We start from the raw sequence: 22,441 nt of genomic DNA, 5'->3' as shown, positions 1-22,441 counted from the left end.
TCCTATACAATATTTCATGAAAAAACAGGACGTAAAGGAATCTTCTGTTTTTTAGTTCTTAAAACGTTTATTGAGATAACTCATATGCCTCATTCACGTCTTACATTACCATTAGTAACTGTAGGTTTGTTCATACTCTCTGGTTGTACAGGAGAGGATGGTGGGTTTAATGTTGGAGTCACTTTAGGGGGGACTGGCACGGGTGAAATGACGGTTGGTACCGAAAACCCTGTTACCAATCCTCGACCAAACCCAGGTTCTAATCAAATGGAAGATGATGGTGAATATGCTGTAGCTTATCCAAATCCTATAACACAGTATTGTGGCGGTGTAGAGCGAACAATTCAATTTGTTAGACACTATGCTCCATTTATTCCCATGAAAATGGGAGATCGGATGGATCTTTTGGGAATAAATAGTGGGTTGAAGGTAAGATATAAATTACAAGTTATTGTAAAAAATACGACATCAGAACCGATCTATGAGTACATCAATAGTTGCAAAGCTGCTATTCAGTTAACAGGTTCTAAAACAGAAAAAATATCAGAAACGAATTATTGTTTAAATGATGAAACTGTCAATACGTATCAACCAAATGAAGAAAAAACATATTATTACACCTTCAATTTACCTAATATTTTGCAAAATTGGACAGCAAGTTATAACACACAATATTCTAACCAATTATATGCTTCACCTTACGAAGAGGATAACTTAAGTTCAAGAACGCAGTGTGATGCTCTAAGTACAATATTATTAATAGATGAATATCCATCAAGTAAAGATGGAGCTCCTCCTCAAACTTCTGAACCGGAAAGTGGTTCTAACTCGTCTGAAGGAAACTCAAATAATGATGATACTACGACAGAGGAGCCCCCAATCTTCGGTGGATTTGATTTATAAGTTTAAATCTACAGTAGACTGAATTTAGCTTAAATTTTTTCGTTCAAACTGTTTCTCATATAAGCCATACACTTGAGTATGGTTTTTTTATGCCTTATTGAAATTGTTTTCTTTATAAGCATAAGAACTAATGGGCTTAAAGCCACACAGATACAATCTTTTTATGTTAAAAATGAACATAATTAATTTTTTAATAAAATAACAAACTTTTATTAAAAAATTAATTATAAAAATAATATTATATATTAATAAGTTAAATTTATTTTTTGGCCATTACAATTTTTAACATGGAAAGCATAGTTTGAAATCATTAATAAATGTGTAAAATGCACATAATCATTTGGTGTGAAGTTGATAACTTCACCTAGCACATATGAGAAATGCTTCACAAATATAGAGATAACAATGGTTTTTACTTTTAACGTTAGGGAATGCTATATGTATAAATTGCGATTGTTAGTAATAGCTGTGTCAATTGGACTGTCTGCCTGTGTAGCAAACAATTATTCCCAGCCTGCAGGTCTACGGTTTCAAGAAGGGAGCAACGATAAGGCTCAAGTAATAAACGTAAAACGAGATGATAAGTTATGTGCAGAAGACACGCCGGAAAAGCAAAACTGTCCTATTAATTTTTATATAGACAACATTCAATCGGGTAGTTTTTATATTAATAATGCAGCTCAGTACCGTTTGAAGCCTGAAATTTACAATTTCAAAGTTAAAAATTGTACTGCTCAAGAGTGCCAATCATGTGATGTAGACCTTCAAACGAATCAATTAACCGACAATAATTTAACACTTTCCGTAGATAAAAATGGCAAACCGTATATTTTAAATAATGGAAAAGAACTTATTTGTTCAAAAAAAGAAGAAACTCCTTAAAGTGGGCTTCTATTAATTGAAATTATAAATTTAATTAATAAAGTGAAGTGGTAATTAAAATTTTATTTTTTAATAATATAAGATTTTAATTATTTTTAACTGCTCACTTAATTTGAAATTAATAATCTTATATGTGAGAGCTTTGCAATTTATTATTTAAAGCCATGTTTGAAATAAAACTGACCTATCCAAAAGCCTATCAAACCGCAGTGAGATATAGAACATGGCTCATTAATGAAATCTATAGCCAGCTTAGAGCACTCAAAAGGGATGCGATTTTTCAGGACGCCAAGCTATTTTTATATATGATTGAAGGCACAATTATTCAGCTTTTAAGCACAGGTCAGACAGATGAGAGGGAGAAAGTGATAGATCTTTATACAATTTATGTCTAACAGAGACTAATTAATCTTTATTTTTTGTGATCTATTTATCATTAATTTTTATCACTGCGGACGGTTTCCGTAAAAGATTGCAAAAGTTTCATATTAATTACTTAATAGTAGAAATCTCTTACATTTTGTAATGATTAATTCATCATAATTCCTTAAAAGGCAAAAGATATAAGAATGCCTATAATAAAAGGGAAATAGGGATGACAAAATTTATAGCTATCGCCGAAAAGGTTTACGAAGAATGCGAGAAAAAGAATTTATTTTCTGAAAGCACTATTGAGCAGCTCAATAACTTAGTAAGTGCGATAAGAAAAGAACTAAAGGGTTCTTCATGTAAACTAAAAAGTAATTACTTTGATTTCGAAGCGTGTTTAAACAAACCGCCCGATCAGTGCTTAGTTAAGCTAGATATCAGTTTAATGCCCAAATATAAAAATAAGCTTGAATACATCATGTGGTTAGCAGGTTTTATTGAAAGAATTACAGTTGGAGGAAGACCTAAGCTTCCACCACTCGCTAGCTTGATCCCTGCTGAATATCAAGCCAGACAAGAAGTTAAAGTTGATTTAGAAGAAGAAAGAAGAAGGTCAGAAGAAAGCGCCAATATGATTAGGAGCTATTTTGATTCTGACGATTATAAAAAAAATGAAAAAAGTTTGGCTACTTCATGATGAGAAGCACTAATTTTTATTTATAAATTAAAAATCTCAAGCAGCTGTTTATGAGAACAGTTGCTTGTTTATGTTAAAAATCTAAAAACTATTATCAACCGTAAAAGATGATTAGGACCCGTAAGTGGGTGCGTACCTTATATGATCGGGAAATAAATATTATATTAAGGCTTATCTCTATTGGATCCAGAACTTTCGGGATTTTATTTACTCAGCTAATTTTGAACGTGATTCCATCAATGTAAGTAAGTCTCTTTTGACATGATCAAACTCTTTTTTAGGGATGCAGCCATACAATTTACACAGGATGAAGAATGAATAATTTGAATTTTAAAACTCTAAAGAAGTACTGGCTGCGATTCGTGGGTATTGCTGTAATCGCGGGCTCCTTAGTATTGGCATTTGCTTGGGTCGCTGGTCTATTTGGGCATCGCACCACAAGCAAAACTTTTTTGGGAGACTCATTAAATAACTTTGATCCCGGATATCGACGTGCACACGGTAAGGGTATTTGTTTTGATGGCACTTACCACAGTAATGGTGCGGCGGCGGCACTCTCTAAAGCCACAGTATTTGCCAAGTCTGATATACCAGCAATTGGCCGATTCTCTATCGGAAGTGGTAACCCGCATGCGGCAGATAATTCGACAGCAACGGTAAGTATGGCTTTATTACTTTCCGCAGCTGATCATTCACAATGGCGCATGAAATTAAACAACTTTCCCTATTTCCCTACACGAAATGCCGAAGGTTTTTTGGCGCAGCAAAAAGCATTTAAACCAGTTCCAGCTACTGGCAAACCCGATCCAGCCCTAGTTGAGGCTTTCTTAAAAGAATACCCAGAAGCACGTAAGTCTATTGAGCAAAAGTCGACGATGCCATTAACCGGTAGTTTCAGTGGCGCAGAATTTTATGTCGTAAATGCTTTTATATTGCGGGCTGCCAATGGACAAGAACAGCCAGTCCGTTGGTCTATGCGTCCTCATTCAAAATTTATTAGCCTGACAAAAGAACAACGCGATCAAGCTGGCCATGATTTCTTATTTAAAGACATCAAAAAACGTTTGGCTGAAGGGCCGCTATATTGGGATTTGGTTTTGCAACTTGCCGAGCCGGGAGACCCAGTGAATGACCCGTCTCAACCTTGGCCAAAAGAACGTAAAGAAGTGATAGCAGGAACATTGGAAGTCAAAAATGTAACTGAACAGGTAAATGGCGTTTGCCGTGACATTAACTTTGATCCAACACTAGTTCCACCCGGAATTGAGTTATCAGATGATCCAGTACTCGCCGCACGAGCAGGCATCTATTCACAATCTTACAATGCCCGCTTACGTGAAATTGGATTTGGCAAAGCAACGGATGCCGTGGGCAAATAGGAGAGATCAGCCATGCAAAACAAATCTAACGATAATGGTCCACGTCATTTTAATTTGACTGCTCGAATACTACATTGGCTTATGGCAGTAGCGATTTTGGCCATGCTATTTATTGGTGTGGGAATGACAACCTCAATCACTTGGCGTCCGTGGTTAATCGATATCCATCGTCCTTTAGGAATCGCAATCTTATTATTGGTCATCATAAGGTTAATAAATCGACTCTATTTTCCAATTCCACCTTTGCCGCCGACTGTACCACGCTGGCAGACGTTTATGGCCCATGCATCACATTGGCTACTTTATCTTTTGATGTTTAGTTTGCCATTGCTCGGATGGGCAACGCTATCGGCAGGTAATTGGCCTGTAACTTTATTTCCGGGTTGGGATCTTCCACCTATAGCACCCACCAACTCTACGCTTTACGCTTGGTTCCGTACTCTACACGGAATTTTGGCTTGGTTATTATTTGCTGTGGTTATTGGTCATCTATCCGCTGCGTTATTACATGCATGGATTTATCGCGATGGCGTATTCTCAAGTATGGCTTTGGGCTCTTCTAAACCATCAAGTAATGGATCTTCTGCTGAAAAGAAGAATGCTGATTGAGGGGAATTATTAAGCTCAGATCAGGCGGACGAGAGGGAAAAGTTTTTCGATTGTTTTTTATCATCTATTTGAATCTAAAAATAATTTAAATAATAGGATGTATGGTTTGCTTAATTTTTGTTAGATGAGCAGACCATAGCCCCTGTGCAATATAATGAGATCATTACTCGGACATAATCAAATCACCTGATCTAACTTTTTGTTTATATTCTAAAAAAAATAATATTTTGACTTTGTTTGCATATTATTGCTATTTTATTTTACGTTAATCGTAAATTGATTACGTATTGCATAATTAATATGAATTGATTTAAAGCATGTCATGGAGAAGGGAATACCATGAAAGAAGTTGCATTAAGTGATCTGATCAATCAGCAGAAAGTTGGACGCTATCAAAAATTTATTCTGATCACCTGTTTATTACTGATGATTATGGATGGCTATGACATCCAGTCTATGGCTTACGCAGCCCCAATGATTATAGAAGAATGGGGTGTTCAAAAATCCATGCTAGGGGTTGTGTTTAGCGCCAGCTTATTTGGTTTGTTTGTTGGATCATTTTTATTAAGTTCACTCTCTGATCGTTTTGGCCGCCGTCCCATCTTACTGATCTCAACCTTTATGTTCTCGGTTTTGATGCTGGTGACACCACATGTAGGCAATATTGAGCAATTGACTGCAATCCGCTTTGTTACAGGAATTTTTTTAGGAGGTATCATGCCAAATGTTATGGCTTATAGCTCCGAAATTGTTCCATTCAAATCTCGTATTTTTACCATGATGGTCATTTCTTGTGGCTATACGGTAGGGGCAATGTTAGGGGGCGGTATATCCGCCTTATTAGTTCCTTGGGGAGGTTGGCAGGCAATTTTCTATTTTGGCGGTATTGTCCCTTTAATTATTTTCTTTATCACATACTTTAAGCTGCCAGAATCTTTATATTTTTTGAGTGAAAATAATAAAAATACTCCTAAAATTTTATTTTGGTTAAAGAAGTTTTATCCGGCCTTAACATTTAATTCAGAAATAAAAATTATTAATAACACTGAAGTTGAGGTTAAAAAGTCACCGCTTGAGTTGTTTAAAAATCAGCGTGCGTTTTTTACCTATTCCATCTGGATCATCAGTATTTTAAACATGATCAGTCTATATTTTCTGGCAAACTGGTTACCGACTTTGGCCAAAGAGTCAGGACTTTCATTAAATCAGGCATTGATGATCGGTTCCACTCTACAATTAGGCGGTACGATTGGTAGTGTGGTGATGGGCCTTAAAATCGATAAGACAGGATTTTATAAAGTATTAATTCCTGTTTTTTTGGTTGCAGTGATGAGTGTTGCTTTAATTGGCTATGCGGTTAGCCATATTGTTTTATTATTTATTATCATTTTTATTGCTGGCTTTGCAATTGTTGGCGGACAACCTGCCATTAATGCACTGTCTGCCAGTTATTACCCAGTTTCGCTTCGTACTACAGGAGTGGGCTGGAGTATTGGAATTGCCCGTTTGGGTTCGGTCATTGGGCCGCTATTTGGTGGCTACCTTTCCCAATTTCTGGTCATTACCCATTTATTTGTGATTGCTGCAATACCTTCGCTACTCGTCATTATTATGCTGATGATTCAAGCTAAGTACCGATCATAAAAACTATTACATCCATCATGCACATATTGACTGTAATTATGATCGGTAAGTAGTTACAAAGAGTTGGTTACTGCTAGTTCATGACCTATTTAACTCGATACCACGTTTGATTTCGGCCAATCGCAGAGATACCAATGTATCCACGTGCAGTAAGTTTTTCACCATCTGGTGATACCGTTACGCTAAAGCGATAGGTCTTATCTGACTGTGGGTCGAGGATAGAACCTTTGTCATATTTATTTTGGCCCACACTTTTTAAATTTTTGACGATGGTTAAACCAATCAAAGATTTATTTTTATAAGTACCTTCGCACATCGTACATTTGTTGGCTTCACTTGGAACAAGTATTTTTTCGATGTTTGCAGAGAGGTTGCCATTTTTATCTTGGCTAAATCTTACCAGCGCTCGAGGTTGATTGGTTGCGTCATCAATGGTTTTCCAAACACTGCCATGTAATTTGTCCGATGCAAATGAATGAACCGAATAAAAGCTGAATAAAATTAATAATAAATATTTTTTCATATCAATGGTTTCTCGAATTAAAAATAAATGGTTTTTAAAGGCCAGAATTATTCATTTTAAATTTAACTTCACAATTTTCTTAGTATTGAATCGATAAGCTAAACAATATGTGAGGTTATAATCTATTTATTTGGATATTATTTTGATCGGTTTTTTTATGCAATTGCGAGAATGGACAGAATGATTAAGCAAGGTTTAAAAGCAGTTTATAAATTATTGATAATTTTTAGAAGTAGTGGGGTGATTAAACTGCATACAATTTGATAAATAATGACAAAATTTATGTTTAGGAGAAATAAAAAACATCCACTACTTTTTAAATTAGTTAGATTGCGTGTAACTCATCACAAATAATAAAAATAATATGCAAATCATGTGATTAGTATAGATTGACACCGTGCAATATTAAGTCTTATAACTAAACAATCCTGAAAGCTGTTTCTTTAATAGGAACAGAAAAAACACAATATAAAGATGAATAGACATTAGAACAAAAAGTTAAGGAGAGAAGAAATGAAAGTCATTAGACATGCTTTATTTTCTCTGATGGGAATGTTGACAATAAATAGTGCAGATGCTGGAAATGCATCTACATCATTGAGGGTCAGTTTAACCATTCTAGAAACTTGTGAAGTTTCCACACAAGGAAACTTAGATTTTGGTTCGGTTGAACGTGCTCAGCCAGTTCCTACTGCAAGAACGGATGTAACTGTGCAATGCAGCAAGAATACACCTTATCAATTGGCAGTAACTTCAGACAATAATTTTGAACTTAAATCTGCTGACAGCCCAGCATCTGTTGCATATGTACTGTATCAAGATGCGGGCCATACTCAAATTTGGGGAGGGGTAGCGGATAAAATACGTTCACGAATCGCGACAGGAATGAAAGAAAATATTCCTATTCATGGAGCGATCATATCAACTACGAATGTTCAGGCGACCAAGTATGAAGATTGGGTTCGTGTGAATGTTATATATTAATTTTGAAAACAAAAATAATCATAAATATCAAAACTAATTTATCAAAAAACTGTTTTTAGGGGTGGATAGAATATTTTAAAAAGCTACACCAAAATATGGTGTAGCCAGTTGTTTTGATAGAACTAAGCACCACGCATTAATGCTGCTACTGCTTTTTCCAGAAATTGTAGAGTCACTGGTTTGAGCCAAGTACCGTCAGCAAGGCTTGGTTCACTTTGCATTGCTGTACGGATTTTCTCTTGAGTACTTGGGTTTTTGCCAGCATAGCCTTGTAGCATAGAGAGCCATTGTTGTGCCAAACACTTTGATCCATCACTATCTGGTGTGACCTCGGCATCAATCAATTTTTCAATATCAACCAATAATTGAGGCCATTTTTTCATCTCACGAATATAATTCTCTTTTAGAAAAATAAACTCATCGTCAGATAAATAACGGGCAAAAATACTCAGCTTACTCTCAGAAAAAGCTTTAAGTAAAAACTCAACAACTTCTGGCGTTACGCCTACTTTTTCCTGAAATTCAGGTTCGGCTGAGTTTATGGCATTTAGTTTAACTAACCATTCTGGGTTAGCTCGCGTATTGTGCTCAAGAGTTTTCATCCACTTTCGAGCTAGGTCTTGAGCTGCTTCACTGTTAGATGGTTCACCAGCATTAAATAGTGCATTTGCTGCTTGAGTTAACTCTTGCCATTCTTGGTGGCTTTTAGTGCCTGCTTGTAAGAAAGTCAGTTTTTCAAGCTCTTCTTTTGTAAAGTATTTTTCAAACATCGCTATAAGCTCCAGTGTTTTTAGCCAATCCTCCAAACCAAGCTCTTCACCACTTATGATCTGAGATTTAAGTTTGCTGAGCTGATTTCGCAATTTCTTTTGCTCCGTCAGCCTTTGATCAATTGCTTGAATCTGCTGATCAATAATCGGTAAAAGTGCAAGATTGGGGTCTTCAAGAACCGTATAGATTTCGGCTAACGACATTCCCAGTCCTCGTAATGCTTGAATTTGATGCAAACGAGTAATGTCTTTACGGGTGTATAGTCGATAACCAGCATCGGAACGGACCGAAGGCTAAAGTAAACCGATATCGTCATAGTGATGAAGAGCACGGACAGTAAGTCCTGTTTGCTTAGCCAATTCACCAACTTTTAACAGCATCTTTTTAGCTCCTTCTTCCTTAGGCGTGTTTTATGCTAGGGGCTTACGTTACGTGAGGGTCAACTACTTTAAATCATAATTTTCATTATTTTTGATTTGCTAGATATCCGAATTTATTTGATCCGTTTTCGGAATATCTTAAGAGATTACTTAAGCCAGTTTTTCTTGGATAAAAATGATTTCAAGCTATTCTAGTCATGGAGTGACAATATATTTAACAAATCAAAAGCAATCGATACTCGCCATTTTTTTCAACAGGTGCTCGATGAACACAAGGTAAAACCTTTTGAGTGGGATGATCTACTGCTAAACGCCAAATATGTCCCGTACCTAAATTTACAGGTTGAGCATCGGGTTTGGGTTGATAATGCAAATCAAAAAAATACTCTGCCAAAAAAGCTTCAAATTCAGCATCAGAGCCGTCATGTAATTCTTTGAGCTTTTCTCTAATTTCTGGAATTAAAACTTTTTGTTCAACCTGATCATTGGGCACAATATCACTGGCAGCGCCGTGATAGGTACATAAGAATGTATCGGTTTCAATGGGGGAGCGATCAACATGGAATGAATATACATCGGTTGAAATGAAATCTAGTTCTTCATCGCGTTCATAGTTTTTAAGTAAATTAAGTACAGGTGATGCACCAAAATCAGTTAACAGCTCGATATCTTCTAAAATAGTTGTCCTTGCAAGATTACCTTTTTCTGAAAGTTGTAGCGCTAAAAGGTCTTCAATAGAAACTTCTGTAATATTTTCTTTTAACTGAAGTTTATTCACAATTTCTTTAAAGTCACCCACCAAATTTCTGTGCCAGCAAATCGCATTTGTCTCTCCTTGAAACTTTGTATTTACAAGTTCAGGGAAACTAGACACTTTTCTAATTTGGTTGCTGTCAGAAAATGCGTTCTTCATATGAGAATTAGATAAAATAATAGAGCTTTACTAATATTATAGCCTGAGCTTAGCCAAAAAATATTCCATTCCAATTGATTAATCCAGTTTAGTCTTACTTCAGAAGGACATTCTAGAGTTAAATAACTAATAGTTTTTATCAATAATAGATATTTCTCTTTACATTGATTTTTTAACTAATCAAACTTAGTAACGTCTGGTACTGACTCTAAATAATCAAAGAATTGCTGTATTTGTTCTTCTGTTACACGTGCTGTAGAAATAGGTGGTAACTCATCTCTACCAAAGAATCCAACTTCGGGTGTTTCAATACTTGGTATCAGTTCACCATCAATAATTTTACACCAGAAGAAAGCCTTATACACATGTAAAAACATGGGAGGGTGTGGGTGCTTGGTTCTATCAGTTAAAGCTAATAATTTAATGGCCTTAACTCGTAAACCTGTCTCTTCTAGAACCTCTTTTTCAGCATTTTCCGATGCTGAGTAACCTACGTCAGCCCATCCACCCGGAACAGACCATCGCCCATCTCCAATTTCTTTTGCTAATAATAATTTATTTTCTTTAAAAACAACTGCTCTGACATCTAATTTCGGAGTGGCATAACCTACATCTTGGAGCACGTTATTAATAAAATTTTCTGTTTTGATTTCTTTTAATTCTAATAAATATTCAATATGTCCTAAGAGTTGTTCATAACGTTCTTTGTCATAAACATCTTTTGAATAATGTAAACCTGTTTGGGCAATACCAGTAATTTTATTTAAAGTTTCTAACCACTTCACTGAGTCATTCATTGCAAGAGATGCCTTCAAGCTTATATCTTTTAGCTATGTTAAGTCATACTCAGCCGAAGCACTATTAAACAGTTGTTAGCTGAGATTTCAAACGAATTTTTTTGAGATTTTTTTACGATTAATAGCTCTAATCAAATTACTCTTTATATAAATTTGACTTAATCATGAGTGGTAAACCAAAACTACTTAATAGACTAGTTCGAGAATTTGGTACATTCTTACTTTCTAAATTAACAAGCTCAATAAATTCTTTATTAAATTGTTTTCTAGGATATTTTTCTAAAATTTCATTTCTAAAAGAGACGGGGAGTCTATATAGACCGTCACTAATTACATCGCATGATGCGCCTTGCTGTAATAGCGTAATTTCTGCTGGGTCAGAGTGATCTATATAGCCGTTCATATGTAAGCAGATAGCATCTTTAATAACTTCACTTTTCTTCTCATCAAAGCTTTGTTCTTTAGCCTTTAGCTCAAATTGTTTAGCACTCTCATAGGTAAAACAGTTACAACCTTTACTATGAATATGTTGCTCAGTTAAGCCAATATCATGAAAAAGTGAGGCTATTAAAAGTGACTCATCATCAAATTGCTGTTTTTGTATATGGCCTAGGGCAGCACCCCAGAAATAGGTTCGCCATGAATGATTGTAGATAGATATACTTGCTTTAGCTTCGAGCTCATCAAGCGCGACTTTAACCATTTGAGTATCTGGTATTACGATCTGATCAATATCAAAATCATGAGAAATTTTGAATCGAAAGTAATTTATTTTTATAGAGGCCATAACACTTGGCAGCATAAGTTTTTGAATTAACTTAATTTTCTCTTTGAAGCTGAGCTGACCATTGGTAGCTTGCATCCAGTGATACGAACCAATTCTTTTAGTTTTCATTATTAGATCTCATTTTAGAGCAATTACTCTAAAATATTATCATTGATGATTTTTTGCAAGTTTTCAATCTTAAGACATCAATAGAGCTTTAATTGATAGACATTTTGTAAACCTCAATTTAACAATAACTTCCTCATTATTTATCCTTACTTTTTAATGATCTATTTTAAAGCAAATGTCATTTTGTGTGCTTGACTGAAAGAGGGCGGGCTACTATCCTTTGCCTGCTGGCCTACATTGCCAGTCGGTTTTAGCAGACCGTATCAAACGTACATTAGAAGTTTCGTGCTTCTAGTGTTGAGCCCTCGTGCCCCCTCTATGGCGGAACGGAGGGGGACACCTTCGGGTGTGCTGGCCACGTTTGACCAGTCTGCTAACCCCTTTCGTTCTGCCACCATAATTCTAATGTCTGGCAGAACTCCCAATAAAAAGGAGTTGGCTTTGCACATCCATTATTTCTTGGCTCTCAATGCCAAAAGCTATAACGACACAGCTTAAACGTTTAAAGCAGTTTGATCGCCGTAAGGTTTTCAGGCTTTAAATTACTTCGTCTAAAAACTTAATCAACAATAAAACTTGAGATGTGCCAAGCACAGTCTTACGGGCTTTGCTGTGCCTTTTTTCTCCCAAAAAAGTATCTCATTTAGAAACAACAATAATTTCTAACGGTAAGACTATGCCAAATTTAGTTCTCTCAACGCGTGCTATTCAAGTCATTAATAAGTCGATTGATTTATTTCACCATCACGGCTTTCATACGGTTGGGGTAGATAGAATCGTGAAAGAGTGTGAAGTGACCAAAGCAACTTTTTATAACTTTTTTCATTCTAAAGAGCGGTTTATTGAAATCTGTCTAATCGTACAAAAAGAACGTTTAAAAGAAAAAGTGGTTTCAATTGCTCAGTACGACCAAGGTACAAACGTGAACGATAAACTTAAAGAGCTTTATTACTTACACACCGATTTAGAAGGAATGTACTACCTATTATTTAAAGCAATTTTTGAAACGAAACTGATCTATCCAAAAGCCTATATAACCGCAGTGAGATATAGAACATGGCTGCTTAATGAAATTTATAGCCAGCTTGTAAAACTCAAAACAGATGCTACCTTTCAAGACGCTAAGCTATTTTTATATATGATTGAAGGTGCAGTTATTCAGCTTTTAAGCTCGGATGTGGCAATCGAGCGGGAGAGAGTGCTTGAGTGTTTTTTGAGAAGATAATTCGTTTATTCATTTCTTTTAAAGCCCTTCCTCTATTTTAAAAAATAGAAGAAGGTTAAACATGATAATTTTGCGAAAAAATTTAATTATAAATCTATATAAACTTCAGGTTCTTTATTTGAGCTAAGTTCACAAAAATCTTTTGTAAATTTAGGTTTTAAACTCTCATTTAAAATAAATAAAGCTACTGAGAAGAGACTTATTATAATAAAGGTTACTGCTAATATAATTTTCCAATCCAGATTTAATTTCATTGGTTGATTGAAAATTATCTGGGAGAACATCGGAAGTAATAATGGTGAAAAAGCTAATATACTTATTCCCATATAAAATATAAATCCAAAAAAAATATTGAAATTAATTCTTAATTTCCCCATTTTTATCTTTGGAACTACGTGTCCATCCTCAATTTTTACTTCACTTTTTATTCTATGATAAAGACTGATAGTACTTAAAATATCTTTTCGGCTTAAAATAAATGTAGCCATTTCTTTAGAGCAAAATCGGCAACCTATTAAAGCCTTAATTTGTGTTTCCTCACATAAACGTAGGTAATCTTTCTCTAATTCATTAGTAAGAAAATTTTTATCCTTGAAGTTAGCTGCCTCTTCATATTTTTGTATGAGCCTTTTCTTAGTAAGGTCTTTAAATTCAAGGATACTATATAAAATATTTTTTGATTTAACAATAATAAATAAGATAACCAGAGTAAAAATAAATGCTGGTGAAGGGTGTTCTAAGGCTAATTTTAATAGTTCAATAATATCGCTCATCTAACCATCTCATTGTTGAAATTTACGATATTATACATATTTGAAATATTAGGTGTGTCTAACGTTCATTATTATATAATTAAATGAAACAACTATTACTCCTTAAGTATTTATATCTACAATGTACTTTATGTTTAGATATTAATACTTACATTCAGATTGGCTAGATCTGTTACTAAATTTTAACTTGATATTTAACAACGGGAATTTTAGAATTCGCCCAACTAATTTTTAGGAGCTTCAATGTGAGTACTTGCTCGAGTGACAGTAGTCGATCGGTAATAGTCTAAGTATCCACTGAAGTCCTGACAGACCTCTTTTTGTGGATGCAAGAAGAGGTTTTTTTATTTTCATCTTTTCATTTCTATTATTAACCCATGATCTGATCATGTTGGGTTGCAGTACTTGCATGTGCTCCATGACTTATGGGAGTGATGCCAGTGTTATTTACTTTAAAGAAACGCTCACTTATTTCTGGTTTCTGTTTATTCACATTATCTAATGCAAGCTATAGTGGACGACCTATGGTTGTTGACGATGCCGCTCTTGTTTCTCCAAAAACTTGTCAGCTAGAAACATGGGCACAGCATAACTCTGACAGCAAAGAATATTGGGCAACACCAGCCTGTAATTTTGGTGGCAATTTTGAATTTGCTGTAGGGATGGGGAGAGTAAATGATGATACCGAGCACGTCAGTTATGCAACTCTACAAGGCAAGACCTTATTAAAACCTTTAGAAACGAATGATTGGGGAATCGGTTTTTCATTTGGTACTCAAATCAATACTAAAGATTCTTCAAAGAAAGATTGGACGTTTAATGTTCCTTTAAGTCTTTCTACTTTGGATGATAAATTTTTAATCCATGCCAATATGGGGTGGTTACGTGAAAATACCACACATAAAAATCAAACCACGTGGGGAATTGGAACCGAAACACAACTTGCTAACCCATTAACGTTCACTGCCGAAGTATATGGTAATGACCGAAATGATGCCTTTTACCAAACAGGTTTTCGATACATGGTCTATAAAGATTTTGTTCAATTAAACACAAGTTATGGCAACCAAATGTCTCATCATGATAATGCTTTTTTCTCTGTCGGATTTGTGTTTCTAACAAAGCCATTTTTACCTTAATCACTTAAAAATGTCTCAAAGTTCCCTTTAAAAAGTGCTCTTTTGAATATAAAGAGCACAAGTAAAAATAAGTATATATTTCATATAAGGAAACTTTCTCTCTATTCTTTTGATTTTATCTAAAACATAGAGTAAAGTTCGTTCACAAGATATTAAATAAAATGAATGGCTTGTTATGAATATTATAAAAGGTACTAATTTTTGGAGATTACTTTCTATTATATTATTCTTTATAATTTTTCTGGGATTATATTATTTTTTTATTGTATATCCTAAGGATACAGAGCAAGCCAGAATAAGATTTTCAGAAGAAGTTATGGCTTCTTTTTTTTGGATGGACTTATCTGATGAAGTGGAAATAAACAGTATTATTTTAAAAGAAGGCCTACAGTTAAACCCCATTAATGATGAGATATACATTAACGATTTGAATGGTTTAAGCTCATTTTATGTTTGGAATGGTGAACATAAAGAAATGAAAGATGTCTTAAATAAATATTCTGAGTATTCATATTTTGGTAATAAGGGCATTCGAGGATTATGCTTAAAGCTTATGTTTGTACAACAATATAATCAAAAAATTCAGCAGAAAAATTATTCTTCATCAAGGCTATTAGCATCAAAAAATATTAATAAACGTAATCTGGAAACTATCTCTCCATGGTTAAATGATATGAAGGCTTTTGATGAGTTTTATAAAGCTAAGCACATGATTCCAAATTGTAAAATATAGATATGGCTTCTAAAAGTTTTCTTTCTACGCTTGCACGGAAAAGTAAAGGAAATAAAGGAAATATAGCCTTATGCTCTATTCTTTTTATTATTCCTTTATTTGTATTTCCTGCTTATCCAAAAAATGAATGGCAGTACGAGCTATATCAATACATCACACAAACTATGCATGTGACTGTTGGTACGAAAGGGCCATTACCGTTTTTTACGATTCTTTATAGCATTTACATAACCATAGTCATGTTCTTTGTTGGTTGTGTTATCTCCTATTTTTTTATTAAAAAATATGGAATTAATAAAGCTTATCAAGAAGAAATTTATAAATTCTTTTTTAAAGCCGAATTTGAATCTTCAAAAAAATACCCTTGGTTAGAAAAGCCTCTAATTAAAAAGACTTTAGTCTCAAGTACATTTGCTGGTTGTTTTGTTATGGGAATTTTTCACTTTATTGAGGATGATATTACTCAGCAAAGGCCTAGACGTAGAGGTGGACTCATATCATTCTGTTATAACTATAGAGTCGGGGTTATGTTTTGGGAAATCATAAGTACTGCCTTTAGTATTTTTCCTATTTTTTATTTTGGTCTTTTATTCTTATACATCTTTAATTATTTTTTTCGCGGGTTGGGTACAGGTAAGGTGGATATTCCTTTAGAAGTGCCAAGCAAAAAACGAAAAAGAACTAGGAAGGTCTGATATTTCCCTTTTAATTGATTAAACACATTTCACGTAATCTATCAACAAATGTGACAGAATCTAACTTTTTATATCGTGTAAATACCGCTATCTTGATTGGACTTGAGCACATCCTTTTGAAGTGTTCGTCTTTTCGTTAGATTTTTAGGTATTTAAAAAATGAATAAAATGCACGTAACTTTGGCGGTCATTATTGGTTTAATTGTTGGTGGTGTAATCGGTGCTCTAGGCTACTCTGAAACTGCTGCGCGTTATGACGCGATGACGACAGCATGTGTCATGGTAAACGAAGCAGTTGAACATGGCATCTTGAAACCAGAACAAGTGAAAGAGCTTGGTGAGCTAACAGGACAAAGCCTTAAAAAAGATTATGAGTCAGTTGCCTCTAAATTTAAATTTTCTGAAAAGCAATTAGGTAATGCATCTGAAGGTTCTAATTGTAGTCAGTTTATTGTTGGGGTAAATGCCGCACAATAACCATTTAGAAGCCCACAGTAAGTGGGCTTTTTTTATAATATTTAGTTAGGGCAGCTACAATATTAACTGACCATATCATCTATAGATTGCTATAATAATGATCAATTCAAAATCTGAAATATAAGCTTGCCTAAAGGCAGGCTTTTTGTATATATAAACAAGTCTGCTAGGAAATATGAAACGCTATTTAAAACAAGCTGAATCGGCTACGACTAATTGGACAACAGAGCAAGACTGTTTCTTGATAGAAAATAATTCTCTCTCAATTTACGAGCTTATCGAGCATTTACCTTTTTCTGAAGAAGAAATACGAGTGCGTCGAGCTTTTCTGGGTTTAGTGAGACGAGATAGGCAAATGAAAGTATATTAATTTTACCAAATGGTAAAAATAATATGAAAATAAATGTTTCAAACTTTCTCTATTCAACCATGCATTTTTGCGGATAAGTTATCAAAACCATAATTTTTTTCGGTATTTTATTGGTGCGCTTTACATAAAGCGATAACTACTTACAAACAAGTCTAGTAAGGTTACCTTTAATTACACGCGTTTAAGCATAATCAAATACATAAGACATTCATAGATCAGAACTTTATAACAATAGGACGGAGAGAGGTTAATGCCAAAGTATCTAGCTGTAGCCGAAAAGGTTTATAAAAATATAAAAAAAGATAGCTTATTCACTGATGACATTACTCAGAACCTTAACTGTTTAATTAGTCAGACCCGAAAAGCCATCAAGGGGACTGAGTTTAAGCTCAAGTTCAACTATATAGACTTTGAAGAAAACTTAACTAAACCGTTAAGTGAATGTAAAGTTAAAATTGATTTGAGTGTCATGCCAAAATTTGTAAATGAAGGAGAGTATCTTCTTTGGTTAGCTGGTTTTATTGAACGAATTACGGAAGGTGGAAAACCTAAATTGCCGCCTATTTCGCAATTTCTTCCACCTGGTTTTAATATGTCGAAAGATGCATTTCCTGTATCTGTAGCTCCTCAAAAAGAAGAGCATGCAGACATGATTATCAATTATTTTAAATCTGAAGATTTTAGTAAAACCAATAAAACTCCTTCATAAAAAGAATATAGAAGTGACCGTCCACCACACTTCTATATACTGCTGGTTTTAAATTCAGCGACCGCCTTCTGGGGCGGTTTTTTTTGTCTTAATCCCATCCTAACTAACTTTTAACATTGTCTAAATTTAGATTTTTGAAAATATTAAATGTATACAAATGTGCAGATATCTATTGAATCATAATAAATAACAATATCTTAAGTGTATTTGTTAATAAAGAAAAATATACGTTTTTCACATAAGCAATGTGTCAAGTAACGCAATTAAACATTTAGCTGTTCATAATCTTTAAAAAAAGGGGAATATAAATAATATGAATGAAAATGCCGAGTTAATTAAATACATAGACGTTGCTGAAAATGTATATGAACGTATTTATGAAAATAACCAAGTTTCAAATAATTTGATTGTTAACCTCAATCGAATTATGGCTGAAATTAAAAAGCAGGCCCAAGAAAAGGATCTAAAATTAAAGTATAACTCTATCGACTTTGAATATTGTCTGAGTTTACCTTTGGCAGATAGAGATATAAAAATTGATTTAAGTTTGATTCCTCATTTTGAACATCGTGATGAATGTATTTTATGGCTAACCAACTTTATTGGAAAAATTAGTGTGCAAAAAAGGATGATAAAGCAGAAACTAAATTATCATTAAAAGAAATTAGATTTTTAATGTATGAATGAACCGTCTTTAGACGGTTTTTTGTGGGTGAAATATATAATATGATTTGCCTTAGATTGATATTCCATAATTAGAAAATGACATAGAGCGCTTTAAAATGAAAAAGCTTGTAATGACTTTTGCTGTATTAATTCAACTATCGACCTATAGCGTAGCCAATGATTCTACGGGCTATGTCGGTACGGGTGGGATTCAATATCTCAAAAATTCGCAGATTGCCATGCAAAGCGAAGATCTATTTATTAGTAAAAAACTGATTAAGGTCGATTACCTCTATAAAAACCTAAGCAATAAAGAAGTCACTGAAACCATTTTATTTCCACTACCGCGCATTGATAATTTTTTTGAGTCTGATTTTGCCCATACAGAAGAACTTCTAAAAAGTTTTAAGATCGTGGTGGATGGGAAAAATATAAAACCGGAAATGCATGTCAGAACGTTTATTCAAAAAGATGAAAAATCGCCTCTGATTGATGCTACGGATGAGTTTAAACAGTGCGGTTTTAGTGAAAAAGAGATGCTAAATCCCTGGACTCGTACTAACTATGATTATGAATATTATGTAGATAAGCTAAAACAATGTAATAAGCCGAACATACAAAAAATCTTAGCCAAATTTAAAAAAGATGATGTGATCCCGTGGTCATCTCAAGTGGTTTATAGTTGGAGGCAGACCTTTAAAGCCAATGGTTTGACTAAGATTCATCATGAATATAAACCTTTGGTGGGTGGTTCTGTTGCCTTATATCCCGAGGAAGATAGCCAGCAATTTTGTATGGATAAGCAATTTAAGCAGGGCTTAAAAAAAGCCAGTGCAGAAAATTCGCCGTTTAGTGCTTTGGGTTACATTTTGACGACGGGCGCAAATTGGGCAAAGCCAATTGAAAACTTTAAGTTAACCATTGAGCGCGATAAAGACGAACTGGTTTCATTTTGTTGGGATGGGCCAGTTAAAAAAATTAGTCCAACTCAATTTCAAATGACCAAGACTAAGTTTGTACCCAAAAAAGACCTAGATATTATTTTTGTGAGAGTTAGATAACTTCCTACAAGCTTCTGGTTTGACCAACAAATTGCCTCAATATTGATTGTGTGTCATGAACCAGACATGGCACACAATAAGCAAAAAGATGCTCTATGTTGCTGTCAGTAGGATTCTGAGCGTAATGATTAATTAGAGCAGCTTCTTTTTAATCCAATAATCTAAACTGAAATAACGGCCGCCTCCAAGAACAAGCAGTGCGAGTAGCATGACTAAATACGTAACGGCAAATTCAATTCCATTATTTAAAATTACAAACGAACCACTAGACGTGAGCCAGTCATAATTGCCGTAGGTTTGTAATATTTCACGAGCTTTTTCTAGCTTTTCAGCCGAGGCCAAGACCTGCATGTTTGCAAAGGGTGCATTTGGATCAGCAATCGCTTGCCATCCATTTGGTAGATGGACTGTGAATATAGCAACTAACATCGTAATAAGCAGTGGGATGCTAATTAAGCGAGTAAAAAGGCCAAATGTTAATAGTATTGCCCCCGCGAGTTCAGTTGTTGTTGCAAGCAGGGCCATTAGATATGGAAAGGGAAGTCCTAAACCTCCATCTGAGTTGCCAAACCATTCTACAATATCATTGAAGTGCATTAATTTATTTGTGCCGGCCATCCAAAATATAGGAACTAAATATAATCGAAGAGCCAGAGCTGCGATGCCGTCCGCATGTTGTAGAGTTTTACCCAGTTTTTGATAATATTGAGATAAGCCATAAATAAAATTCTTCATGATAATTTCACATCCGATGCGATTGAATATTAATTAGTCGGATAAAGACTGTATTTCTTACATAAAAAATTTTTTATTTACGGTGTAATAAAAAAGGATTTGGTCCGTCTAACTATACGTACAAATGTACAAACAGAGAATTTATCTTTAAAGGAATACTAAAATGAACAAACTCAACTCAATGACTTCAGTGGCGGCATTATTAGCACTTTCAGTTACTGGCGCTACACAAGTGGCGGTAGCAGCAACCCATACAACAACCGAAGCACATGCAACCAAAGCAGCAGATGGAAAATGCGGTGAAGCAAAATGCGGTGCTAACAAAATGAAGAACCACGAAAAGTCTGCCGAAGCAAAATGTGGTGCAGATAAAAAAGCAGCTGATGGAAAATGTGGAGCAACCAAAAAAGCAGCGGACGGCAAGTGCGGTGCAGATAAAAAAGTCGCTGACGGTAAGTGCGGCGCTAAGTAAAAAATCTGATCATGGATGATGTCGACCTTCTGGTAAGTGTCGGCATCGTTTCTAAAAGGAGAAATCACCATGATAGATTTGTCAGGCGTAGGGCTGGGTTTAAGGCGTGATTTTATAGATTCGTTTTTAGATGCAAAAACATGTCCCGATTTTATCGAAGTTGCTCCTGAAAACTGGCTAGGTTTTGGTGGACGACACGCGAAATTACTCGCACAGTGTGTTGAAAAAGCTCCATTAATTTGTCACGGCTTGTCATTGTCTATTGGCGGTCCTCATCCACTCAATCTTGAATTTATCGAAAAAATAAAAAGCTTTTTAGAACAATATGATGTCTCGATTTATTCTGAACATTTAAGTTATACAAATGATGGCGGCTATTTATATGATTTGTTGCCAATCCCCATGACCGAAGCGGCTGTTCAATATGTCGCTGAACGTATTTTACGTGTTCAAGATATTTTAGGAAGAAGATTAGTCATAGAGAATGTTTCTACTTATTTAATGCCCAATGCTGAAATGAGTGAAGCGGAATTTATCCGTGAAGTTCTTCAATATGCAGACTGTGATTTGCTGCTGGATGTAAATAATGTCTATGTCAACAGTATTAATCATGGCAGTGATGCGTTTGGATTTATTCGGGACATGCCAAAAGAGAGAATCCGTTATTTACATATTGCTGGGCATGAACAAGTTCAGAAAAATTTATTAATTGATACGCATGGTGCAGAGGTTTGTGATCGCGTATGGGAACTATTGAGATATACCTATCAAGTGTGTGGTGTGAAGGCAACTTTACTTGAGCGCGACTTTAATATTCCATCATGGCGAGAGCTAGAAGAGGAGCTAGCCAAAATTAAAATAATTCAACAACAGGAGAGTGGCTATGAAGGAAAATCAAATATCCTTTCAGACCATGCAACAACAGTTTTGTGACTGGATTCGTGATCCTGATTTGGAATTACCTCAAGCTCTTCCTGCCGAACAAATGTATATTTATCGAGATTTACTTTTTAATAATGTCTGTTCATTTATTGATTTAGTTTATCCCGTGGCTCGTGCGATGTTGCCAGAGTTAAAGTGGCAACAATTACTCTCGGAGTTTTTTCAAAAAGCCCAGTGTCGCTCACCTTTGTATAATGATATTTCTCTGGAGTTTAGAGAGTATTTGACAGATCAGAAACACCCAATATTGCAAGACTATTCTTGGTTGGCTGAGTTGTTGCAGTTTGAATGGCTTGAGTTGTATTTAGACACTGTTGAAATTGAAAAAATAGTCTTGCAGGAAAACTGTGATTGGCAGTTAACCACGAAGGTATGGGTATTGGTTTATCAATATCCCGTTTATAGGTGGACAACTTTAATGACTCCAGAACAGGTCGAGCCTATGCCTGGAGCAATTATGGTCTGGCGAGATGAACAAGACAAAGTATGTATTGAACAGCTTTCGCCTTTGTTTGCTATGGTAATTGAACAGTTGACTCAAAATGTAAAGTTAACTGACCAAGATATTCATACACTCATTCAATCTGTACTCACTGATTTGTCTGAACATGATATTTATCTGCAGATTCAAGAACTAAAAGCACTGTTAACTCGAATGCGATTGATTCAAACTCCTCATGATTTTAAAGAGGTATAAG

The 22,441-nt window shown here is 34.9% G+C and carries 25 protein-coding genes and 2 pseudogenes; 20 read left to right on the top strand and 7 right to left on the bottom strand.

Translation table 11 applies throughout. The annotated features are described in order from the left end of the window. Nucleotides 1–84: 84 nt before the first annotated feature. The 7 genes and pseudogenes from HJG58_RS02865 (at nucleotide 85) to HJG58_RS02835 (ending at nucleotide 6,483) form a co-directional block, all read left to right on the top strand. Nucleotides 85–903 carry a hypothetical protein gene (locus tag HJG58_RS02865; protein WP_170247863.1) on the top strand — a complete coding sequence of 273 codons (819 nt, stop codon included), beginning with the start codon at nucleotides 85–87 and terminating at the stop codon, nucleotides 901–903. Nucleotides 904–1,341: 438 nt separating this feature from the next. Further along, on the top strand, nucleotides 1,342–1,785 hold the full coding sequence (locus HJG58_RS02860) for a hypothetical protein (RefSeq protein WP_170247862.1): 444 nt from the start codon (nucleotides 1,342–1,344) through the stop codon (nucleotides 1,783–1,785). A 149-nt stretch (nucleotides 1,786–1,934) separates the two neighbouring features. Then, nucleotides 1,935–2,180: pseudogene (locus HJG58_RS02855) on the top strand (TetR/AcrR family transcriptional regulator); the annotation flags it as partial. Between the two features lie 200 nt (nucleotides 2,181–2,380). After that, nucleotides 2,381–2,851, top strand: a complete 471-nt coding sequence (locus HJG58_RS02850) for a hypothetical protein (RefSeq protein WP_170247861.1) — start codon at nucleotides 2,381–2,383, stop codon at nucleotides 2,849–2,851. A gap of 314 nt (nucleotides 2,852–3,165) precedes the next feature. Further along, a complete protein-coding gene (locus HJG58_RS02845) occupies nucleotides 3,166–4,230 on the top strand; it encodes a catalase family peroxidase (protein WP_171545198.1) in 1,065 nt (354 codons plus the stop codon). Between the two features lie 12 nt (nucleotides 4,231–4,242). Further along, the gene (locus tag HJG58_RS02840; RefSeq protein WP_170247860.1) at nucleotides 4,243–4,839 is read left to right on the top strand and encodes a cytochrome b; all 597 of its coding nucleotides are present in this window, start codon (nucleotides 4,243–4,245) and stop codon (nucleotides 4,837–4,839) included. Between the two features lie 339 nt (nucleotides 4,840–5,178). Further along, complete coding sequence (locus tag HJG58_RS02835; protein WP_170247859.1) at nucleotides 5,179–6,483, top strand: MFS transporter; 1,305 nt, start codon at nucleotides 5,179–5,181, stop codon at nucleotides 6,481–6,483. 85 nt (nucleotides 6,484–6,568) lie between these two features. On the opposite strand, the gene HJG58_RS02830 is transcribed toward HJG58_RS02835, so the two are convergent. Then, the gene (locus tag HJG58_RS02830; RefSeq protein ID WP_170247858.1) at nucleotides 6,569–7,006 is read right to left on the bottom strand and encodes a DUF2147 domain-containing protein; all 438 of its coding nucleotides are present in this window, start codon (nucleotides 7,004–7,006) and stop codon (nucleotides 6,569–6,571) included. Between the two features lie 513 nt (nucleotides 7,007–7,519). On the opposite strand from HJG58_RS02830, the gene HJG58_RS02825 reads away from it, so the two are divergent. Further along, nucleotides 7,520–7,990 (top strand): Csu type fimbrial protein, encoded by a 471-nt coding sequence (locus HJG58_RS02825; protein WP_130118597.1) that lies wholly within the window; start codon nucleotides 7,520–7,522, stop codon nucleotides 7,988–7,990. A 122-nt stretch (nucleotides 7,991–8,112) separates the two neighbouring features. Here the strand turns inward: HJG58_RS02825 and HJG58_RS02820 are convergent. The 4 genes and pseudogenes from HJG58_RS02820 to HJG58_RS02805 form a co-directional block, all read right to left on the bottom strand. Beyond that, nucleotides 8,113–9,141 (bottom strand): annotated as a pseudogene (locus tag HJG58_RS02820) (MerR family transcriptional regulator). 214 nt (nucleotides 9,142–9,355) lie between these two features. Further along, complete coding sequence (locus tag HJG58_RS02815) at nucleotides 9,356–10,054, bottom strand: DUF1826 domain-containing protein (protein ID WP_170247857.1); 699 nt, start codon at nucleotides 10,052–10,054, stop codon at nucleotides 9,356–9,358. 176 nt (nucleotides 10,055–10,230) lie between these two features. Next, complete coding sequence (locus HJG58_RS02810) at nucleotides 10,231–10,851, bottom strand: NUDIX hydrolase (RefSeq protein ID WP_170247856.1); 621 nt, start codon at nucleotides 10,849–10,851, stop codon at nucleotides 10,231–10,233. A gap of 136 nt (nucleotides 10,852–10,987) precedes the next feature. Next, complete coding sequence (locus HJG58_RS02805; RefSeq protein ID WP_170247855.1) at nucleotides 10,988–11,746, bottom strand: HD domain-containing protein; 759 nt, start codon at nucleotides 11,744–11,746, stop codon at nucleotides 10,988–10,990. A 676-nt stretch (nucleotides 11,747–12,422) separates the two neighbouring features. Here HJG58_RS02805 and HJG58_RS02800 point away from each other — a divergent pair. Further along, nucleotides 12,423–12,971 carry a TetR/AcrR family transcriptional regulator gene (locus HJG58_RS02800; RefSeq protein ID WP_170247854.1) on the top strand — a complete coding sequence of 183 codons (549 nt, stop codon included), beginning with the start codon at nucleotides 12,423–12,425 and terminating at the stop codon, nucleotides 12,969–12,971. A gap of 86 nt (nucleotides 12,972–13,057) precedes the next feature. On the opposite strand, the gene HJG58_RS02795 is transcribed toward HJG58_RS02800, so the two are convergent. Then, nucleotides 13,058–13,744 (bottom strand): hypothetical protein, encoded by a 687-nt coding sequence (locus tag HJG58_RS02795; protein ID WP_170247853.1) that lies wholly within the window; start codon nucleotides 13,742–13,744, stop codon nucleotides 13,058–13,060. Nucleotides 13,745–14,178: 434 nt separating this feature from the next. Here HJG58_RS02795 and HJG58_RS02790 point away from each other — a divergent pair, with 434 nt between their 5' ends. The 8 genes from HJG58_RS02790 to HJG58_RS02755 all read left to right on the top strand — a co-directional run bounded on the left by HJG58_RS02790 (nucleotide 14,179) and on the right by HJG58_RS02755 (nucleotide 19,594). Beyond that, complete coding sequence (locus tag HJG58_RS02790) at nucleotides 14,179–14,883, top strand: hypothetical protein (protein WP_170247852.1); 705 nt, start codon at nucleotides 14,179–14,181, stop codon at nucleotides 14,881–14,883. A 175-nt stretch (nucleotides 14,884–15,058) separates the two neighbouring features. Further along, nucleotides 15,059–15,616, top strand: coding sequence for a hypothetical protein (locus HJG58_RS02785; protein ID WP_170247851.1), 558 nt, complete (start codon nucleotides 15,059–15,061; stop codon nucleotides 15,614–15,616). A 2-nt stretch (nucleotides 15,617–15,618) separates the two neighbouring features. Then, nucleotides 15,619–16,311 carry a hypothetical protein gene (locus tag HJG58_RS02780; protein ID WP_170247850.1) on the top strand — a complete coding sequence of 231 codons (693 nt, stop codon included), beginning with the start codon at nucleotides 15,619–15,621 and terminating at the stop codon, nucleotides 16,309–16,311. Between the two features lie 159 nt (nucleotides 16,312–16,470). Continuing rightward, on the top strand, nucleotides 16,471–16,788 hold the full coding sequence (locus tag HJG58_RS02775; RefSeq protein ID WP_216076490.1) for a hypothetical protein: 318 nt from the start codon (nucleotides 16,471–16,473) through the stop codon (nucleotides 16,786–16,788). A 175-nt stretch (nucleotides 16,789–16,963) separates the two neighbouring features. Beyond that, nucleotides 16,964–17,158 carry a hypothetical protein gene (locus HJG58_RS02770; protein ID WP_170247849.1) on the top strand — a complete coding sequence of 65 codons (195 nt, stop codon included), beginning with the start codon at nucleotides 16,964–16,966 and terminating at the stop codon, nucleotides 17,156–17,158. A 250-nt stretch (nucleotides 17,159–17,408) separates the two neighbouring features. Then, entirely contained in the window at nucleotides 17,409–17,867 is a 459-nt protein-coding gene (locus tag HJG58_RS02765) for a hypothetical protein (RefSeq protein ID WP_170247848.1), read from the top strand. Between the two features lie 313 nt (nucleotides 17,868–18,180). Then, entirely contained in the window at nucleotides 18,181–18,525 is a 345-nt protein-coding gene (locus HJG58_RS02760; RefSeq protein ID WP_170247847.1) for a hypothetical protein, read from the top strand. A gap of 124 nt (nucleotides 18,526–18,649) precedes the next feature. Next, nucleotides 18,650–19,594: a DUF4424 family protein gene (locus HJG58_RS02755; RefSeq protein ID WP_170247846.1), complete on the top strand. Its 945-nt coding sequence runs from the start codon at nucleotides 18,650–18,652 to the stop codon at nucleotides 19,592–19,594. A gap of 132 nt (nucleotides 19,595–19,726) precedes the next feature. Here HJG58_RS02755 and HJG58_RS02750 read toward each other — a convergent pair whose 3' ends face one another. Beyond that, nucleotides 19,727–20,329, bottom strand: coding sequence for an HvfX family Cu-binding RiPP maturation protein (locus tag HJG58_RS02750; RefSeq protein ID WP_170247845.1), 603 nt, complete (start codon nucleotides 20,327–20,329; stop codon nucleotides 19,727–19,729). A gap of 163 nt (nucleotides 20,330–20,492) precedes the next feature. Between HJG58_RS02750 and HJG58_RS02745 the strand changes: the two genes are divergently transcribed. The 3 genes from HJG58_RS02745 (at nucleotide 20,493) to HJG58_RS02735 (ending at nucleotide 22,440) form a co-directional block, all read left to right on the top strand. After that, nucleotides 20,493–20,801 (top strand): HvfA family oxazolone/thioamide-modified RiPP metallophore, encoded by a 309-nt coding sequence (locus HJG58_RS02745; protein ID WP_170247844.1) that lies wholly within the window; start codon nucleotides 20,493–20,495, stop codon nucleotides 20,799–20,801. A 69-nt stretch (nucleotides 20,802–20,870) separates the two neighbouring features. Next, on the top strand, nucleotides 20,871–21,734 hold the full coding sequence (locus HJG58_RS02740; protein ID WP_170247843.1) for an HvfB family MNIO-type RiPP peptide maturase: 864 nt from the start codon (nucleotides 20,871–20,873) through the stop codon (nucleotides 21,732–21,734). Next, nucleotides 21,685–22,440 (top strand): HvfC family RiPP maturation protein, encoded by a 756-nt coding sequence (locus tag HJG58_RS02735; RefSeq protein ID WP_170247842.1) that lies wholly within the window; start codon nucleotides 21,685–21,687, stop codon nucleotides 22,438–22,440. Before HJG58_RS02740 ends, HJG58_RS02735 begins: the two co-directional genes overlap by 50 nt. The last annotated feature ends 1 nt before the right edge of the window (nucleotide 22,441 follow it).

It is taken from the genome of Acinetobacter geminorum (assembly GCF_013009345.1).
GTDB lineage: Bacteria > Pseudomonadota > Gammaproteobacteria > Pseudomonadales > Moraxellaceae > Acinetobacter > Acinetobacter geminorum.
The sequence above is the reverse complement of the archived record's forward strand: the minus strand, read 5'-3'. Positions and strand labels throughout refer to the sequence as shown.

Bases quoted from the DNA above. Each gene is read 5' to 3' on its own strand.
- HJG58_RS02865 (WP_170247863.1), top strand. From the start codon at position 85: ATGCCTCATTCACGTCTTACATTACCATTAGTAACTGTAGGTTTGTTC.
- HJG58_RS02860 (WP_170247862.1), top strand. From the start codon at position 1,342: ATGTATAAATTGCGATTGTTAGTAATAGCTGTGTCAATTGGACTGTCT.
- HJG58_RS02850 (WP_170247861.1), top strand. From the start codon at position 2,381: ATGACAAAATTTATAGCTATCGCCGAAAAGGTTTACGAAGAATGCGAG.
- HJG58_RS02845 (WP_171545198.1), top strand. From the start codon at position 3,166: ATGAATAATTTGAATTTTAAAACTCTAAAGAAGTACTGGCTGCGATTC.
- HJG58_RS02840 (WP_170247860.1), top strand. From the start codon at position 4,243: ATGCAAAACAAATCTAACGATAATGGTCCACGTCATTTTAATTTGACT.
- HJG58_RS02835 (WP_170247859.1), top strand. From the start codon at position 5,179: ATGAAAGAAGTTGCATTAAGTGATCTGATCAATCAGCAGAAAGTTGGA.
- HJG58_RS02830 (WP_170247858.1), bottom strand. From the start codon at position 7,006: ATGAAAAAATATTTATTATTAATTTTATTCAGCTTTTATTCGGTTCAT.
- HJG58_RS02825 (WP_130118597.1), top strand. From the start codon at position 7,520: ATGAAAGTCATTAGACATGCTTTATTTTCTCTGATGGGAATGTTGACA.
- HJG58_RS02815 (WP_170247857.1), bottom strand. From the start codon at position 10,054: ATGAAGAACGCATTTTCTGACAGCAACCAAATTAGAAAAGTGTCTAGT.
- HJG58_RS02810 (WP_170247856.1), bottom strand. From the start codon at position 10,851: ATGAATGACTCAGTGAAGTGGTTAGAAACTTTAAATAAAATTACTGGT.
- HJG58_RS02805 (WP_170247855.1), bottom strand. From the start codon at position 11,746: ATGAAAACTAAAAGAATTGGTTCGTATCACTGGATGCAAGCTACCAAT.
- HJG58_RS02800 (WP_170247854.1), top strand. From the start codon at position 12,423: ATGCCAAATTTAGTTCTCTCAACGCGTGCTATTCAAGTCATTAATAAG.
- HJG58_RS02795 (WP_170247853.1), bottom strand. From the start codon at position 13,744: ATGAGCGATATTATTGAACTATTAAAATTAGCCTTAGAACACCCTTCA.
- HJG58_RS02790 (WP_170247852.1), top strand. From the start codon at position 14,179: ATGCCAGTGTTATTTACTTTAAAGAAACGCTCACTTATTTCTGGTTTC.
- HJG58_RS02785 (WP_170247851.1), top strand. From the start codon at position 15,059: ATGAATATTATAAAAGGTACTAATTTTTGGAGATTACTTTCTATTATA.
- HJG58_RS02780 (WP_170247850.1), top strand. From the start codon at position 15,619: ATGGCTTCTAAAAGTTTTCTTTCTACGCTTGCACGGAAAAGTAAAGGA.
- HJG58_RS02775 (WP_216076490.1), top strand. From the start codon at position 16,471: ATGAATAAAATGCACGTAACTTTGGCGGTCATTATTGGTTTAATTGTT.
- HJG58_RS02770 (WP_170247849.1), top strand. From the start codon at position 16,964: ATGAAACGCTATTTAAAACAAGCTGAATCGGCTACGACTAATTGGACA.
- HJG58_RS02765 (WP_170247848.1), top strand. From the start codon at position 17,409: ATGCCAAAGTATCTAGCTGTAGCCGAAAAGGTTTATAAAAATATAAAA.
- HJG58_RS02760 (WP_170247847.1), top strand. From the start codon at position 18,181: ATGAATGAAAATGCCGAGTTAATTAAATACATAGACGTTGCTGAAAAT.
- HJG58_RS02755 (WP_170247846.1), top strand. From the start codon at position 18,650: ATGAAAAAGCTTGTAATGACTTTTGCTGTATTAATTCAACTATCGACC.
- HJG58_RS02750 (WP_170247845.1), bottom strand. From the start codon at position 20,329: ATGAAGAATTTTATTTATGGCTTATCTCAATATTATCAAAAACTGGGT.
- HJG58_RS02745 (WP_170247844.1), top strand. From the start codon at position 20,493: ATGAACAAACTCAACTCAATGACTTCAGTGGCGGCATTATTAGCACTT.
- HJG58_RS02740 (WP_170247843.1), top strand. From the start codon at position 20,871: ATGATAGATTTGTCAGGCGTAGGGCTGGGTTTAAGGCGTGATTTTATA.
- HJG58_RS02735 (WP_170247842.1), top strand. From the start codon at position 21,685: ATGAAGGAAAATCAAATATCCTTTCAGACCATGCAACAACAGTTTTGT.